Genomic DNA, 14749 nt, shown 5'->3' on the forward strand with positions numbered 1-14749 from the left:
AGATTAAGAGAATTAGGCGCCCCTGCGCCCCGGCGTCAACCGCCGCGGCACCTGCCGGAAATCCGCGAGCGCCACTTTGGTTCCCGCTCACCTACCAGAACGCGGGCACAGTCTCCTCGAGCCGCGGCCCCAGCCGCAGCGGCGCGATCCGCTCGGCAAGGCCCGTCCGGTCGGAGATGTCGAGGCCGACGCCGCAGATCGTTGCCGGCCCGCTTGCCGCCTCGAAACGCCCCTTCGGCACCTTGGACAGGAACCGGTTCAGCGGCTCCTCCTTGTCCATGCCGAGCGACGAATCGTAGTCGCCGCACATACCCGCATCCGTCAGGTAGCCCGTGCCGCCATTGAGGATCTGGTGGTCGGCCGTTGGCTGGTGCGTATGGGTCCCCACCACAAGGCTTGCACGACCGTCCACGAAATGTGCGAAGCACATCTTTTCCGAGGTCGCCTCAGCGTGGAAGTCGATCACCACCGCATCCGCCTGCTCGCCGAGCGGGCAGGCGGCAAGCTCGCGCTCGCCCGCCTGAAACGGATCATCGAGCTCCGGATGCATGAAGACCCGGCCCATGATGTTGGTCACGAACACGCGCGCGCCATTGCGGGCCTCGTAGAGCCCGGTTCCCCTGCCCGGCGTGCCGATCGGAAAGTTGGCCGGCCGCAGGAAGCGGTCGGAGCGTGACGCGAATTCCAGTGCCTCGCGCTGGTCCCAGACGTGGTTGCCCGTGGTCACCACGTCGGCGCCTGCTTCCAGCGTCGCGAGATAGATTTCTTCGGTGATGCCGAAGCCGCCGGCCGCGTTCTCGCCATTGACGATGACGAAGTCGAGCCGGAAATCGGAGATCAGGCCCGGAAGCCTTTCCCACACCGCCGTGCGGCCGGATCGCCCGACCATGTCGCCCAGAAAAAGAAGTCTCATGACAGGTGTCTATAAGGCCAGGGGAAACCCGCGCAAGCCGCTTTCGGTGAGGATTTCTTCGAGCTGCACGTCATGGTCCTGGTTCGGAACCTCCGGAACGAGCTGGCAGTCGAAGGCGATGCCGATCAGCCGCGGCGTCAAATTCCTGCGATGCAGCCGGTCGATCGCCCGGTCGTAGTAGCCCGCGCCATAGCCGATGCGGTGGCCGCGCGCATCGAATGCCGCCAATGGCATCAGCATCAGCGCAGGTTCGAGCACCTGAGCCTCCTCGCCCGGTCCTGCTGTCCCGAAGCCCATATCGATCAACGGCGCACCCCGAACGAGCTCGCGAAACACGATGGTCGTTTTGTCGAGGATCGCCGGCAGGCAGAGCCGCGCACCCTTTTCGCGCAGCGCGAACATCAGCGGCCGCACATCGACCTCCGAACGCATCGGCCAGAAGCCTGAAACGACCATTCCCGGCTCGATGTCGATGGCCGAGGCCGCCTCGGCCATCGTAAGTGAGGCCTCGACCCGCCATATGGCGTCGAGCGCATCACGCCGGGCCAGCGCTTCCTGGCGCAGCTGCTTCTTCAACTGGGCGTGCACAGCCACCTCCACATTTTTGCGCCGGGCGCGACTTTCTCTCTGCGGTCATAGAACTTCGGCACGCCCCTCTCTATCCTGAAATCGACGTCACGAAATGCGGGCAGCTCCAAATTGGCCATGATCGACGAAAATTCCCCACGCCCCGCACACCCGGACGAGCAGCCGGCACTTGAAGGCATCTTGCGCCGGGCGTCGCTTGCAGAATCCAGATACCGCGAACAGCTTCTGGCGCATCCGGAGGTGCTGGAGCTGCCGGTCGAGCAGATCGTGGCAGGCCGCGTGTTCGTGTCAGACATGGATCGGAAGCCTGCCGGCTTCTGTGTGGTTGTGCCGGCATCCACTGACGAATTCGAGCTCGAGGGACTTTTCGTCGACCCGCCGTTCTTGGGCCGCGGGATAGGCAGGCTCTTGGTGGGCCACGCGGCGGCTATCGCCGCGGGCATGGGTGCCAGGCGGATGAGCGTCATCGCCGGCCATGAGGCCAGGGGATTCTACGAGAAATGCGGATTCGCGGTGACGGGCGAGACGCACACACAGTTCGCGCCGGCCCTCATCATGCTTCTGATGCTGGACGATGCCGCCGGCGGACCGGAATAAGAGACGTTCCACGACGACCGATGGAGCGGTTGATCCCGGGAGCCTACAAAGTAGGTGGGCGCCGTATGTCCAAGCCCACGGGCCTGGCCAGGGACAGCTCCCTAAGGATCAATAAGGCCCCGGGGAATAGTTGCTCCTGTCGGGAAGCGCAGAACGCCGAAGCCAATATAGGGCTCACCGAACGGTCTCGCCAGCGAAATGAATGACTTCTGTTTCCATGGGGCTCTTTTTCGCGCCGGCGACGATTTCGCCGCCTGCCCCTGCGTCTTCTTGCCCTGTTCCGCGCCCGCCTCTACTGTCCGCCCCGACGAACAGGAGAGCATGGATGCGTTTTGAAGGAACGGCGGCCTATGTCGCCGACAAGGACCTGATGGTGGCCGTCAATGCGGCGATCGCGCTGGAACGGCCGCTGCTGGTCAAGGGCGAGCCCGGTACCGGCAAGACCGAGCTTGCCAGGCAGATCGCAGCCGCGCTCGGCCTCGATCTCCTCGAATGGCACGTCAAGTCCACCACGCGCGCGCAGCAGGGTCTCTACGAATATGATGCGGTTTCGCGCCTGCGCGACAGCCAGCTCGGCGACGAACGCTTCAACGATATCCATAACTACATCCGCCACGGCAAGCTGTGGGAGGCCTTTGCCGCTGACCGCAAGGTGGTGCTGCTGATCGACGAGATCGACAAGGCCGATATCGAGTTCCCCAACGACCTGCTGCAGGAACTCGACAAGATGGAGTTCCATGTCTACGAGACCGGCGAGACCGTGCGCGCGCGGCAACGCCCGATCGTCATCATCACGTCCAACAATGAGAAGGAACTGCCGGACGCCTTCCTGCGCCGCTGCTTCTTCCATTACATCCGCTTCCCCGACATGGACACGCTCCAGCGCATCGTCGACGTGCACTATCCGGGCATCAAGCAGAACCTCGTGCGCGCGGCGCTTACCCAATTCTACGAGGTGCGGGAGGTGCCGGGCCTGAAGAAGAAGCCCTCAACCTCGGAAGCGCTCGACTGGATCAGGCTGCTGGTAGCCGACGACGTCGACCCGGCCGATCTGCGCGCAGACCCGAAAAACGCCCTGCCCAAGCTGCACGGCGCGCTTTTGAAGAACGAGCAGGACGTGCACCTCTTCGAACGGCTGGCCTTCATGGCGCGAAGGCAAGGCTGAGGAGTATTCGTCAACGCAATTGCCCGGACTGGACCGTTGCGCGGCGATCGCATTCAGGCATGGGTCCTCGGGTCAAGCCCGAGGATGCCGAAGGAAGAAACGCTGATGCTACTGGCCAAAGTCGCGTTGTCGCGGCAGGCAATCTCATACTCGTCATCCTCGGGCTTGACCCGAGGATCCATGCCTGAGCCGCTCCGCAGCCACTACTGCTAGGGGGAACTGTCTATGTCCGACGTCACTATCCGCCCGCTGACCGACGCCGACCACGCCGATTGGCGCAGGCTCTGGACCGAATATCTGAAATTCTACGAGGCGACGGTGCCCGAGGAGGTCTACGCCTCGACATGGGCGCGCCTCTTCGACGACGGCGAATACGAGCCGCGCGGCTTCATCGCGACCGTCGACGGCAAGGCGGTCGGTCTCGTCCACTATATCCTCCACCGCACCTGCTGGTCGGTGAAGAACAATTGCTACTTGCAGGACCTCTATGCCGACCCCGAAGTGCGCGGCAAGGGCATCGGCCGCGCGCTGATCGAGGCGGTCTACGCCGAGGGCGAGCGGCTCGACACCAACGGCGTCTACTGGATGACCCAGCATTTCAACGAGACGGCGCGCAAGCTCTACGACCGCATCGGCACGCTGACGCCGTTCATCAAGTACCAGGGAGGCTGAGCCGGGTGTTCCTGCCATTTTTCCTCGAGCTGAAAGCGGCAAAAGTTCCCGTGTCGCTGCGGGAATACCTGACCCTGCTAGAAGGCATGGAGGCTGATCTCGTCACCTACGATGTGGAGGGGTTCTACTATCTCTCCCGCGCCGCGCTGGTGAAGGACGAGCGGCATATCGACCGCTTCGACCAGGTTTTCAGCCATGTCTTCAAGGGCGTCGAGGCGGTGTCGGGCGAAGGCGCGGTCGACGTTGCCAACCTGCCCGAGGAATGGCTGCGGCGGCTCGCCGAAAAGCACCTGAGCGAGGAAGAAAAGAAGCTCGTCGAGGCGCTGGGCGGCTTCGAAAAGCTGATGGAGACGCTGAAGCAGCGGCTGGAGGAACAGAAGGGCCGTCATCAGGGCGGGTCGAAATGGATCGGCACGGCCGGCACCTCGCCCTTCGGCGCCTATGGCTACAATCCCGAAGGCGTGCGCATCGGGCAAGCTGAAAGCCGCCATCGCCGCGCGGTGAAGGTGTGGGACAAGCGCGAGTTCAGGAATTTCGACGATTCCGTCGAGCTCGGCACGCGCAACATCAAGGTCGCGCTGAAGCGCCTGCGCCGATGGGTGCGCGAGGGTGCCGAAGAGGAGCTCGACCTGCCGGGAACCATCCACGCCACGGCAGAGCATGGCTATCTCGACGTGCAGACACGGCCCGAGCGGCGCAATGCGGTGAAGCTGCTGATGTTCTTCGATGTCGGCGGTTCGATGGACGATCACATCCGCGTCGTCGAGGAGCTGTTTTCCGCCGCCCGCGTCGAGTTCAAGCACATGGAGTATTTCTACTTCCACAACTGCCTCTACGAAGGCGTGTGGAAGGATAATCGACGCCGCCACGCCGAGGTCATCCCGACCATGGACGTGCTGCACAAATACGGAAGCGACTATAAGGTCATCTTCGTCGGCGACGCCTCGATGAGCCCGTACGAGATCGCTTATCCCGGCGGATCGGTCGAGCACTGGAACGAGGAACCGGGCCACGCCTGGCTGTCGCGCGTCACCGCGCAATGGCCCAACGCCGTCTGGCTCAACCCCGTCCGCGAGAAGCACTGGGGATACACCCACTCGATCGGCATGATCTCCGAACTGTTCTCGCAGCGCATGTACCCCCTGACGCTGACCGGACTGGAGCAGGCCACGCGCGAGCTGTCGCGCAGGCATTGAGGCCGGGACGCGGCCGCATTACATATGTGGCGATCCACCTTTCAGGAGCCACCGCCATGGACGCCAAGACCTATCCCGTCTCCCGCACCGACGCCGAGTGGCGTGCGCTGCTGACGCCCGAGCAGTACCAGGTCATGCGCCAGCACGGTACCGAAAGGCCCGGAAGCTGCGCCCTGCTGCACGAAAAACGCGCCGGCACCTTCACATGCGCCGGCTGCGACCAGCCGCTGTTCGAATCGAAGCTGAAGTTCGAGAGCGGCACCGGCTGGCCGAGCTTCAACGACCCGGTGCCCGGTTCGGTCGAGATGACCGAGGATCGCAGCTACGGCATGGTGCGCACCGAAGTGCATTGCGCCAATTGCGGCAGCCATCTCGGTCACGTCTTCCCCGACGGCCCGCCACCGACCGGCCTGCGCTACTGCATCAACGGCGTGGCGCTGGAGTTCGAGCCGGCGTAAGGCCTGTTCGTGCGTCCTTCGAGGCTCGCTCCGCTCGCACCCAAACGCTATCGCGAAGCCAGCGCCGTTTCCGCAAGTCTTACCCAATAGCTGACGCCGGCGGGGATCGCCTCGTCGTCGAAATCGTAGGCAGGGTGGTGCAGGCCGGCGGAATCGCCGTTACCGATGAAGATGAACGCGCCCGGACGCACCGTCAGCATGTGCGAGAAATCCTCGCCGGCCATCACCGGTCGCACGGCGCGGTCGACCGTCCCGGCCACCTCTTTCGCGACCTGCGCCACGAAGTCCGCCTCCTCTGGGCGGTTGAACGTCACCGGATGCGCCTGGCTGTAGTCGATCTCGATCTCGGCCCCCGTCGCCTTGGCGATACCGGCGCAGACCTCACCGATCCGGCGCTCGGCCATGGCGGCGTTTTCCATGTCGAGTGCGCGCGTCGTGCCCCAGATCTCGATCGTTTCGGGAATGATGTTGTAGGCCGTGCCCGCGATCACCCGCGTAATGGTGACCACCAGAGAAGCGACCGGATCGGCGTTGCGCGCCACGATCGACTGTAACGCATCGATGAGCTGCGTCCCGGTGACAATCGGATCGATCGTCGTGTGCGGTCGGGCCGCATGCCCGCCCCGCCCCCTTGATGCGGATGGTGAACTTGGCGACGGCGCCCATGATCGGCCCGGCGCAGACCGCGAACTGCCCGGTCGGGATTCCCGGCATGTTGTGCATGCCGTAGACGCGCTCGATGCCGAAACGCTCCATCAGCCCATCGTCGAGCATGGCCCTAGCGCCGCTGCCGATTTCCTCGGCCGGCTGGAAGATCAGCGCAACGGAACCGGCGAAATTGCGGGTCTCGGCGAGATATTGCCCGGCACCGAGCAGCATCGTGGTGTGCCCGTCATGGCCGCAGGCATGCATATGGCCCGGCGACTTCGACGCATGAGGCTTGCCGGTCTTCTCGACGATCGGCAGGGCGTCCATGTCGGCGCGCAACCCGATGACCGGCCCCTCGCCCAGCCTGCCGCGGATGACCGCGACAATACCCGTACGGCCGACGCCGGTCACGACATCGTCGCAACCGAATGCGCGCAGCTTCTCGGCAACGAAAGCGGTGGTGCGGGGAAGGTCGAAGCCGATCTCGGGCTGCTCGTGCAGCAGCCGGCGCCAGCCGGCGGCATCCTGCTGCATCTCGCTCGCGCGGTTGAGGATCGGCATGTCGGCTCCTTCGTCGGTTGTGGGTTGACCAACCTTAGGAGCGGATTGCCGGAACCGCCAGAGCCGACCTGTGAACTATTCCATGCCGAGCGCGGCCTTGTAGAGGTCGAGGATCGCCTCTTCCTCCTGGCGCTCGTTCGCGTCCTTCTTGCGAAGCCGGATGATAACGCGCATCGCCTTGGTATCGAAGCCGGTACCCTTGGCTTCGGCGAAGACTTCCTTGATGTCGTCTGCGATGGTCTGCTTTTCTTCTTCGAGCCGCTCGACGCGCTCGATGAAGGCGCGGAGCTGGCCCGCGGCTACGGTCTGGGCGGATTCGGCTGTGATGTCATCGGCCATGCTTGGATCTCCGGATTGGTCGGGCCGCGACTCGGGCGGCAAAAGGTCGGCGTTTGGTTGCCCGACACGGAGCCAAGAATCAATGGTCTTTCGGCCTGTTTTCCTCGAATGCCGTCTGCTTCTCGGCCGGGGCCTCTGTCTGGTATTTCGCACGCCACTCGGCATAAGGCATGCCGTAGACGATCTCACGCGCATCTTCCTTGCCGAGTTCAACGCCGGCGTCCGAGGCTGCGTCGCGATACCAGTTGGACAGGCAGTTGCGGCAGAAACCAGCGAGATTCATCAGGTCGATATTCTGCACATCGCTGCGCGTGCGCAAATGCTCCACGAGGGTGCGGAAGGCAGCCGCCTCGAAATCGCGCTTCTGGTCCTCGGTCAGGTCGGCCATGGTCGTTGCTCCTTCGCCAGCTCAGATCGGCCCGGTGCGCGAGCCATGCTGCTGCACCTCATGAATATCGGGCAGCGCGTTGATCGCTTCAAGGATGGGCACCAGCCGATCCGCCCACGCCTCGGCGTCGCGTGCTTCTGCGATCAGGTCCTGCCGCAGCTCGATCAGCGCATGGGCGTAGCCATTGACGATGGCGTGGCGGAACATGGTGTCGCCGCGCAGCGCGCCGTCATAGGGCTCGTTGTCGCCCACCGTCAGTGCGGGATCGGCTGAAAGCATGTCGAGCAGCGGCCGCACCGCGCGGGCGTCGGAGTCCCACAGCACCCCGACATGCCACGGCCGGGCGCGGCCCTGCATGGAAGGCGTGAACGAATGGATCGAGAAGATGAAGGGTGCGGCGCCGGTTGCCGACGCAACCGAGGCAACCATCGACCCGACGGCGTCGTGGTACGGGCGATAATAGTGCTCCAGCCGCCGCTCCCTCTCCTCATCGTTCATCGGATAATTCGCGGGCACGATCGTGCCGTCATAGAGCTGGCGGATCAGAGTCGGATCATCCTCGCCGCGGTTGGGGTCGATCAGCAGGCGCGAAAAGCGCGCCATGACCGCCGGCACGCCGAGCCGCGCGGCCAGCCGGCGCGTCACGGTCTCGACTCCGATGTCGTAGGCTATGTGCCGGTCGAATTCCGAGGCAGGCAGCCCGAGATCGCCATACTCCTCGGGAAGCGCGCGTCCGGCATGGTCCGCGAGGAGGACCAGGCCCTTCGTCCGGTCGCCTTCGATGGCTTCGAAAGGAGCGAAAAGGGCGTCACGCGTCATCAAACGATCCGAAAGCTGAAAAGATGCAGCGGCCTGTGTTTCATGAACGGCCGAACCATGCAATGCCGCTGTTTCGACACGCTTTCGGGCAGGATCGGCGAGGATGCTCGTCGGCTGTCGAATCCGCGATCTAAATCGGTTCACCTGCCCGTCGGCATGCGTTGACACAGGCTTGTACTTCCCCGAAAAGGACTTGAGAGATGACGATTCCGGTGGCGAGGGTGATGAAGACGGCTTCGGCGAGAGCGACACGTTTCTGCCTCCTGGCAGGCCTGTCCGGCTTCGCCATAGCGGGTTCCGCGCTGGCGACCGCGACACCGGCGCTTGCCGATTTCCGCGTCTGCAACGCCACGCAAAGTCTCGTCGGCGTTTCCATCGGCTACCGCGCCAGCACCGGCTGGGTCACCGAGGGCTGGTGGCACATCGAAGGTTCGACCTGCAAGACGCTGATCGAGGGCGCACTGTCCTCACGCTATTATTATCTTTATGCCGAAGACGCCGAGCGCGGCGGACGCTGGGACGGGCCGGTCAACATGTGCGTGGCCGAGCGCGAGTTCAAGATTGCCGGTGCCGGAGACTGCTTCGCGCGCGGCTTCCAGCGCGCTGGCTTCCAGGAATACGACACACGGGAACAGGCGAGCTGGATGGTCCAGCTCACCGACGAGCCGGCAAATGGCGGCGCTGCCGTCACGGGAACGGGTAATCAATGAGACGCAGCCGCAAGGTCAAGATACTCGCGACGCTCGGACCGGCATCTTCGGAAGAAGTTATGATCAGGCGGCTTTTCGAAGCCGGGGCGGACGTGTTCCGCATCAATATGAGCCACGCCGACCATCCGCTGATGCGTACGCTTGTCGAGCGCATCCGCAAGGTGGAAAAGGATGTCGGCCGTCCGATCGGCATTCTTGCGGATTTGCAGGGGCCGAAGCTCCGCGTAGGCAAGTTCGCCAGTGATTCCGTCGAATTGACGCCGGGCCAGACCTTTGTACTGGATGACGACCCCGCGCCCGGCGACGAGACGCGCGTGCAGCTTCCGCATCCGGAAATCCTGCAGTCGGTCGAACCGGGCCACAGGCTTCTGATTGATGACGGAAAGCTCCAGCTCAAGGCGGTCGAGACCGACGGGCACAAGATTGTCTGCACCGTCGTCGCCGGCACGAAAATATCCAATCGCAAGGGTGTAAGCCTGCCCGATACCGACCTGCCGATTGGCGCGCTGACGGACAAGGACCGCAAGGATCTCGAGGCGGTTCTTGCCACGGGCGTCGACTGGATCGCGCTGTCCTTCGTGCAGCGGCCGGAAGATCTGGCGGAAGTGCGCAAGGTTGCCCGCGGCCGCGCCGCGCTGATGTCCAAGATCGAGAAGCCGCAGGCGGTCACGCGGCTCGCCGAGATCATCGAACTGTCCGACGCGTTGATGGTCGCGCGCGGCGACCTCGGCGTGGAAATGCCGCTCGAGGCGGTGCCCGGCATCCAGAAGCAGATCACCCGCGCCGCCCGGCGCGCCGGCAAGCCGGTGGTGGTTGCCACCCAGATGCTTGAATCGATGATCACCGCGCCGGTTCCGACACGCGCCGAGGTTTCCGACGTCTCGATTGCCGTTTTCGAAGGCGCGGACGCGATCATGCTTTCAGCCGAATCGGCTGCCGGCGACTATCCGGTCGAGGCAGTAGCCACGATGGACGCGATTGCGACGCAGGTGGAGAAGGACCCGCTCTATCCCGGCATCATCAACGCCCAGCGCTCCGAACCCGAAGCGACCGGCGCCGACGCCATCTCGCTTGCCGCACGGCAGATCGGCGAGACGCTGAAGCTGTCGGCGATCGTGACCTACACCTCGTCCGGCACCACCGGTCTTCGCGCGGCCCGCGAGCGCCCGCAACTGCCGATCATCGCGCTGTCGCCCGTTGTCGAGACCGCACGACGGCTGTCGCTGGTGTGGGGCACCCATTGCGTCGTGACGCAGGACGCAAGCAACCTCGACGACATGGTCGATCGCGCCTGCCGCATCACCTACCAGGAAGATTTCGGCCAAGCCGGTGATCGCATCATCATCACCGCCGGCGTTCCGCTGGGCACGCCGGGCGCAACCAACATGCTGCGCATCGCCTATATCGGCTCCGACGGCATGAGCGGTCTCTGACGGGGCTTCAGCCGGCCGCAGACAGTTCGGGCTTCTCGTCGGGGCAGGCAGGCCCGTACGCATCGTCTGCTATGCGGGCTTCAACCTTTTTCACCGCCGCTTGCAGGTCGACTGGCTTGCCCGAGACCTTCTCGATTGCCGCAACGACCAGATCGGGCGCCACCCAGTCGGGTTTGTGTCCGAGATTGTCGACCCAGATCATGTCGGCGCCGGGAATGTCGCGCGCGAGCCCTACGGAGTGGATTTCCTCGTAGACGACCGTATCGCGGTTGCCTGAAATTACGATGGTCGGGGCCGCGATCTCGCCGTAGCGTTTCGAATAGACGGCGACATGATCGTAGAGGCCCGCGACATCGGTCGCGTTCCATCGGAAAGCGGAAGCCCGCAGCACCAGGGGTATCGCGGCGTCGGCGAGATAGGTCTCCGGCATCCGGTTCGGCGCGAACACGCAGACAGAAGCCGCCCCCATCTGCAGAGTCCCGCCCGGCCATGCGAGCGCTTCCACGAAAAGACGCCCCAGCACGGGCAGCGACGACAGCTTGTAATACCAGGATGTCGCCCCGCCGGGCCAAGGGTGCGTCGCAGCCGAAAGGAATACCAGCCCCTGCGTCTTTTCGGGATGCTCAACGGCAAATGCGGCAGCGACCGCGCCACCGAAGGAATGGCCGACGATAATGGCCTTTTCCATGCCGTAATGATCCATAAGAGCCGCGATCGTATTCGCCTGCGCCACGGGATCGCCATTGCCAGAGCCGCGCTCCGACCATCCATGTCCGGGTCGGTCCGCAAACAGCATCTCGGCCCTGCCTTCCAGCAGCGGGCGCACGGGTACCATCTGGTCCAGCAGATTGCCGCTTGCGCCGTGGATGAACACCACCGGGGGCAGGTCAGCCGTCGAACCAGCCGGAATATAGACGTGATGGACTTTCGTGCCTCCCACTTCCGCGAAGCTGCCGACAGGCGGATAGCGCCGTTCGATCAGCCATGCGCCGACGCGGCTGACCCCGACGAGCGCGAGGAAGAGGGCGAGCAGGCCGCAGATCGCGGCGGTAAGAAGATTCATGCGGACAATTACGAGGAAGTATGAGGATCAGTTTCGCTTGGCGTCAGCCAGCCGTCAAATACCCTGGCCGGCAAGTTCGTCGGCCAGATTGCCCAGTTCCGTCTGGGCGCTGCGCATCATTGGATAAACGTTCAGCACCCGCTCATAGGCGTGCATCGCCGCTTCCTTGTGACCGGTGTTCTTGAGAATCGTCGCCATGCCGCCAAGGGCGCCGAAATGGCGTGGCTCTAGGCGAAGCACGCGGCCAATGTCCGCCATCGACTTCGAATAATTCTCCATCGTGAAATGCAGCGTGGCGCGCCGGTTCCAGCCCTCTGCGTAGTCGGGTACCAGCATCACCACCTGATCGAGGAAATCCATCGCGACCGCGTTGTCTTCCTTCTTCATGGCCTCCTGCGACCATTGCATCAGAAGATCGACAGAGGCGCTTCCCGACCGCGCCCATTCGCTGCGTAGACGTGAAGCCACACGCTCTGCCGCCTGTTCGTTGCGCGCCCGCCTCAATTCATCGAATAGCCTGTCGACCCGCGCCTGCGGCTCTTCGGCCGCGATTCCGGTGGACGACCGCCCGGTTGTCTGGGCGTGCGCCGCCGCAAGGGGCAATGCCGCCAGAATCACCGTCAAAATGGCAAAAACGTTCCGCATGCGGGAGAAGGTACCCCCGCGTCGCGGAACGTCAAACTGAAATTCGCGTGAGAAGCGCGCGGGCCTCAGCCCTGGCGAGCCTTGAAGCGCGGCGCGGTCTTGTTGATGATGTAGACGCGGCCCTTGCGGCGAACCATGCGGTTGTCGCGGTGACGGCTCTTGAGCGCCTTGAGCGAGTTCTTGATCTTCATCGGTCTAGCCCGTTTCCTGATGCCCTGGCGGGCCAACATAAAAGCGCGCCCGAGGCGCGCCGTAAATCTGCGATGGCACATAGACGAGTTGACGGGGCCGTGTCAACCGCGCAGACGCCTTGTAGCTCTCTTGCAGAGGGTGCCCGGCCCGCTTGGCGGGGGCCGGGCATCCGTTCATTCTCAGCTATATGGCGATACGCACTGGCGGCGCGGACCGTTATATGGCTGATAGGTATTGTCGGAGGCCCGATACGACCGCCACCGATCGTAACACCACTGGACGTGAGCGGAGCCGCCACGCGATCTGGCCGCAGGCGCCTGATTCATGGCGCCGCCGATGATCGCACCGGCGATGAAGGCCGCCGGCGGGAACCAGAAACCATTATACTGCCGGTAGCCGGGACGACGATCCCTGTAGCCTCTGTGACCACGCCAGTAAGTGCTGTTTCCACGGCGTTCGAACCTGTCTCGGCCCCGATCCCTGCGGTTGTCGCGACGGTAGTCACGGTCTCGCCGATACTGCACATTCGTCACATCGGAAGATACGGCCGGCGCATTGGGCACGAAAACCGGCGCAGCGGCAGCGGGTACCGCCGTACCAACTGCAAATGAAAGCGCCAGCACATGGCAAAGCGCGGATGATAGTTTGAACATCGAACAGCCTCCTGCATAAGTCCCTATCATTGAGGAAACGGCAGGGCCGGCCTTTAGTTTCGTTACATTATGGCAATGTTGGCGGGAGCGTCCGATGAAGCCGCACACCTGACCCACGGCCGTCGCTCGGCGGATCACCGTGTGAGGCGCGTGAAGTGGCCCATCTTGCGTCCGGGTCGAGCCTCGGCCTTGCCGTAGAGATGCAGCATCACGCCCGGCTCGGCGAGTAACGCCGGTGCCCGCTCGACATCGTCGCCGATCAGATTTTCCATAACGCAATCGCTATGCCGATCAGGGTCGCCAAGCGGCAGTCCGGCGACCGCGCGAATATGCTGCTCGAATTGCGAGACCAGGCATGCGGCCTCGGTCCAGTGCCCGGAATTGTGCACCCGCGGCGCAATCTCGTTGGCAAGCACACTGCCATCCGCCATCACGAAGAACTCGACGCCTATGACGCCGACATAGCCGAGCCCATCGAGGATGGCCTTCGCCGCCTCCCGGGCCGCTGAAAGCGTATCCGGCAATGCAATGGCCGGCACCGTCGACGTATGCAAGATACCGTCGCGGTGGACGTTTTCAGCCGCATCGTAGACGGCGATGCCGCCATCTCGCCCGCGCGCCGCGATTACTGATATTTCTCGCTCGAACGGAACCAGCGCCTCGAGGATGAGCGGCACGCCACCCATCTCGTCATAGCAACCGGCAATCTCTGCCTTACCGCCCGCCCGGAACACGCGCTGGCCCTTGCCATCGTAGCCCATGCGCCGTGTCTTGAGCACACCTGCTCCACCAAAGGTGGTCAATGCCTTGTCGAGATCGGCATCGCTGTCCACGGCAACGAAGCGCGCTGTGGATATGCCCATCTCGTTCAGGGTAGTCTTCTCGACAAGACGGTCCTGGGCAACCTCAAGCGCACGCGCCGGCGGGGAGACAGTCACGTCGGCAGCCAGCATTTCGGCTGCATGGACAGGCACGTTCTCGAATTCGTAGGTCACCACGGCGCATTCCCGCGCCAGTTCGGCCAGCGCATGTGCATCGTCATAGGCGGCAATAATCTGGCGGCTGGCGACCTGCGCGGCGGGACTATCAGCCTGAGGTTCAAGCACGATGATGCGATAGCCGAGCCGGGCCGCGGCCATCGCCAGCATGCGGCCAAGCTGGCCGCCCCCGATGATGCCGATGCAGGCGCCGGGCTGGAGCGGGAAGGTCATGCGTCGTCGGAGGGGTGGTCGGCGACGGCGGCGGTACGCGACGCGCGCCACTCATCGAGACGCGCCGCCAGCGCCTCGTCTCCAAGAGCGAGAACTGCGGCGGCCAGGAGCGCCGCGTTCGTCGCACCCGCCTTGCCGATGGCAAGCGTGCCGACGGGAATGCCGGCAGGCATCTGTACGATCGACAGGAGGGAATCCTGCCCCGAAAGAGCCTTCGATTCGACGGGCACGCCGAATACCGGCAACGGCGTCATCGCAGCGGTCATGCCGGGCAGGTGCGCTGCACCGCCGGCGCCGGCGATAATCACCTTGAACCCGGCCGCCTTGGCACCAGTCGCGAAATCGTAGAGGCGCTGCGGAGTGCGGTGTGCCGACACGATGCGGCATTCATGCGAAATGCCCAGTTCGCCAAGCGTATCCGCGGCGTGCCGCATGGTCGCCCAATCGGACTGGCTGCCCATGATGATGGCGACGTCAGCGCTATGGCCGGTCATGTCC

Annotated in this window: 18 protein-coding genes, 1 other RNA gene and 1 pseudogene; 7 read left to right on the plus strand and 13 right to left on the minus strand. The window is 64.0% G+C overall.

Features of this window, described 5'->3' with window-relative positions:
- Positions 1–91 precede the first annotated feature (91 nt).
- Together ACVJNE_RS18205 and ACVJNE_RS18210 are read right to left on the minus strand one after the other, a co-directional pair.
- Entirely contained in the window at positions 92–913 is an 822-nt protein-coding gene (locus ACVJNE_RS18205; protein ID WP_499567872.1) for a TIGR00282 family metallophosphoesterase, read from the minus strand.
- A gap of 9 nt (positions 914–922) precedes the next feature.
- On the minus strand, positions 923–1501 hold the full coding sequence (locus tag ACVJNE_RS18210) for a 5-formyltetrahydrofolate cyclo-ligase (RefSeq protein ID WP_499567874.1): 579 nt from the start codon (positions 1499–1501) through the stop codon (positions 923–925).
- Between the two features lie 117 nt (positions 1502–1618).
- On the opposite strand from ACVJNE_RS18210, the gene ACVJNE_RS18215 reads away from it, so the two are divergent.
- Complete coding sequence (locus tag ACVJNE_RS18215; RefSeq protein WP_499567876.1) at positions 1619–2098, plus strand: GNAT family N-acetyltransferase; 480 nt, start codon at positions 1619–1621, stop codon at positions 2096–2098.
- 1 nt (position 2099) lies between these two features.
- On the opposite strand, the gene ssrS is transcribed toward ACVJNE_RS18215, so the two are convergent.
- A non-coding RNA gene (gene ssrS, locus ACVJNE_RS18220) (6S RNA) lies at positions 2100–2256 on the minus strand.
- Between the two features lie 167 nt (positions 2257–2423).
- Between ssrS and ACVJNE_RS18225 the strand changes: the two genes are divergently transcribed.
- The 4 genes from ACVJNE_RS18225 to msrB all read left to right on the plus strand — a co-directional run bounded on the left by ACVJNE_RS18225 (position 2424) and on the right by msrB (position 5589).
- Positions 2424–3263 (plus strand): AAA family ATPase, encoded by an 840-nt coding sequence (locus ACVJNE_RS18225; RefSeq protein WP_499567878.1) that lies wholly within the window; start codon positions 2424–2426, stop codon positions 3261–3263.
- A 225-nt stretch (positions 3264–3488) separates the two neighbouring features.
- Positions 3489–3935, plus strand: a complete 447-nt coding sequence (locus ACVJNE_RS18230; RefSeq protein WP_499567880.1) for a GNAT family N-acetyltransferase — start codon at positions 3489–3491, stop codon at positions 3933–3935.
- 5 nt (positions 3936–3940) lie between these two features.
- Complete coding sequence (locus tag ACVJNE_RS18235; protein WP_499567882.1) at positions 3941–5131, plus strand: vWA domain-containing protein; 1191 nt, start codon at positions 3941–3943, stop codon at positions 5129–5131.
- Positions 5132–5187: 56 nt separating this feature from the next.
- Complete coding sequence (msrB, locus tag ACVJNE_RS18240; RefSeq protein WP_499567884.1) at positions 5188–5589, plus strand: peptide-methionine (R)-S-oxide reductase MsrB; 402 nt, start codon at positions 5188–5190, stop codon at positions 5587–5589.
- A gap of 47 nt (positions 5590–5636) precedes the next feature.
- Here msrB and ACVJNE_RS18245 read toward each other — a convergent pair.
- The 4 genes and pseudogenes from ACVJNE_RS18245 to ACVJNE_RS18260 form a co-directional block, all read right to left on the minus strand.
- Positions 5637–6798: pseudogene (locus ACVJNE_RS18245) on the minus strand (M20 aminoacylase family protein).
- Between the two features lie 75 nt (positions 6799–6873).
- A complete protein-coding gene (locus ACVJNE_RS18250; RefSeq protein WP_173194630.1) occupies positions 6874–7137 on the minus strand; it encodes a DUF2312 domain-containing protein in 264 nt (87 codons plus the stop codon).
- Positions 7138–7216: 79 nt separating this feature from the next.
- On the minus strand, positions 7217–7525 hold the full coding sequence (locus ACVJNE_RS18255; RefSeq protein ID WP_499567886.1) for a DUF1244 domain-containing protein: 309 nt from the start codon (positions 7523–7525) through the stop codon (positions 7217–7219).
- 21 nt (positions 7526–7546) lie between these two features.
- On the minus strand, positions 7547–8344 hold the full coding sequence (locus tag ACVJNE_RS18260) for an N-formylglutamate amidohydrolase (RefSeq protein WP_499567888.1): 798 nt from the start codon (positions 8342–8344) through the stop codon (positions 7547–7549).
- Between the two features lie 224 nt (positions 8345–8568).
- On the opposite strand from ACVJNE_RS18260, the gene ACVJNE_RS18265 reads away from it, so the two are divergent.
- Positions 8569–9054, plus strand: coding sequence for a DUF1036 domain-containing protein (locus tag ACVJNE_RS18265; RefSeq protein ID WP_173194833.1), 486 nt, complete (start codon positions 8569–8571; stop codon positions 9052–9054).
- Positions 9051–10487: a pyruvate kinase gene (gene pyk, locus ACVJNE_RS18270; RefSeq protein WP_173194633.1), complete on the plus strand. Its 1437-nt coding sequence runs from the start codon at positions 9051–9053 to the stop codon at positions 10485–10487. Before ACVJNE_RS18265 ends, pyk begins: the two co-directional genes overlap by 4 nt.
- A 7-nt stretch (positions 10488–10494) precedes the next feature.
- Here the strand turns inward: pyk and ACVJNE_RS18275 are convergent, their stop codons facing one another.
- From ACVJNE_RS18275 to purE, 6 genes are all read right to left on the minus strand, one after another.
- On the minus strand, positions 10495–11550 hold the full coding sequence (locus tag ACVJNE_RS18275) for an alpha/beta fold hydrolase (protein ID WP_499567890.1): 1056 nt from the start codon (positions 11548–11550) through the stop codon (positions 10495–10497).
- Between the two features lie 54 nt (positions 11551–11604).
- Positions 11605–12195, minus strand: coding sequence for a hypothetical protein (locus ACVJNE_RS18280; RefSeq protein WP_499567892.1), 591 nt, complete (start codon positions 12193–12195; stop codon positions 11605–11607).
- 65 nt (positions 12196–12260) lie between these two features.
- Positions 12261–12386, minus strand: coding sequence for a type B 50S ribosomal protein L36 (gene ykgO / locus ACVJNE_RS18285; protein ID WP_148913503.1), 126 nt, complete (start codon positions 12384–12386; stop codon positions 12261–12263).
- 180 nt (positions 12387–12566) lie between these two features.
- A complete protein-coding gene (locus ACVJNE_RS18290; RefSeq protein ID WP_312860780.1) occupies positions 12567–13070 on the minus strand; it encodes a BA14K family protein in 504 nt (167 codons plus the stop codon).
- A 104-nt stretch (positions 13071–13174) separates the two neighbouring features.
- Complete coding sequence (locus tag ACVJNE_RS18295) at positions 13175–14251, minus strand: 5-(carboxyamino)imidazole ribonucleotide synthase (protein ID WP_499567894.1); 1077 nt, start codon at positions 14249–14251, stop codon at positions 13175–13177.
- Positions 14248–14745 carry a 5-(carboxyamino)imidazole ribonucleotide mutase gene (gene purE, locus ACVJNE_RS18300; RefSeq protein ID WP_499567896.1) on the minus strand — a complete coding sequence of 166 codons (498 nt, stop codon included), beginning with the start codon at positions 14743–14745 and terminating at the stop codon, positions 14248–14250. Before purE ends, ACVJNE_RS18295 begins: the two co-directional genes overlap by 4 nt.
- Positions 14746–14749: the final 4 nt, after the last annotated feature.

It is taken from the genome of Mesorhizobium sp. DxT (assembly GCF_058448885.1).

Excerpts from the sequence above, each read along its gene's own strand:
- ACVJNE_RS18205 (WP_499567872.1), bottom strand. The coding sequence starts at position 913 with ATGAGACTTCTTTTTCTGGGCGACATGGTCGGGCGATCCGGCCGCACG.
- ACVJNE_RS18215 (WP_499567876.1), top strand. The coding sequence starts at position 1,619 with ATGATCGACGAAAATTCCCCACGCCCCGCACACCCGGACGAGCAGCCG.
- ACVJNE_RS18225 (WP_499567878.1), top strand. The coding sequence starts at position 2,424 with ATGCGTTTTGAAGGAACGGCGGCCTATGTCGCCGACAAGGACCTGATG.
- ACVJNE_RS18230 (WP_499567880.1), top strand. The coding sequence starts at position 3,489 with ATGTCCGACGTCACTATCCGCCCGCTGACCGACGCCGACCACGCCGAT.
- msrB (WP_499567884.1), top strand. The coding sequence starts at position 5,188 with ATGGACGCCAAGACCTATCCCGTCTCCCGCACCGACGCCGAGTGGCGT.
- ACVJNE_RS18250 (WP_173194630.1), bottom strand. The coding sequence starts at position 7,137 with ATGGCCGATGACATCACAGCCGAATCCGCCCAGACCGTAGCCGCGGGC.
- ACVJNE_RS18255 (WP_499567886.1), bottom strand. The coding sequence starts at position 7,525 with ATGGCCGACCTGACCGAGGACCAGAAGCGCGATTTCGAGGCGGCTGCC.
- ACVJNE_RS18260 (WP_499567888.1), bottom strand. The coding sequence starts at position 8,344 with ATGACGCGTGACGCCCTTTTCGCTCCTTTCGAAGCCATCGAAGGCGAC.
- ACVJNE_RS18265 (WP_173194833.1), top strand. The coding sequence starts at position 8,569 with ATGAAGACGGCTTCGGCGAGAGCGACACGTTTCTGCCTCCTGGCAGGC.
- pyk (WP_173194633.1), top strand. The coding sequence starts at position 9,051 with ATGAGACGCAGCCGCAAGGTCAAGATACTCGCGACGCTCGGACCGGCA.
- ACVJNE_RS18275 (WP_499567890.1), bottom strand. The coding sequence starts at position 11,550 with ATGAATCTTCTTACCGCCGCGATCTGCGGCCTGCTCGCCCTCTTCCTC.
- ACVJNE_RS18280 (WP_499567892.1), bottom strand. The coding sequence starts at position 12,195 with ATGCGGAACGTTTTTGCCATTTTGACGGTGATTCTGGCGGCATTGCCC.
- ykgO (WP_148913503.1), bottom strand. The coding sequence starts at position 12,386 with ATGAAGATCAAGAACTCGCTCAAGGCGCTCAAGAGCCGTCACCGCGAC.
- ACVJNE_RS18290 (WP_312860780.1), bottom strand. The coding sequence starts at position 13,070 with ATGATAGGGACTTATGCAGGAGGCTGTTCGATGTTCAAACTATCATCC.
- ACVJNE_RS18295 (WP_499567894.1), bottom strand. The coding sequence starts at position 14,251 with ATGACCTTCCCGCTCCAGCCCGGCGCCTGCATCGGCATCATCGGGGGC.
- purE (WP_499567896.1), bottom strand. The coding sequence starts at position 14,745 with ATGACCGGCCATAGCGCTGACGTCGCCATCATCATGGGCAGCCAGTCC.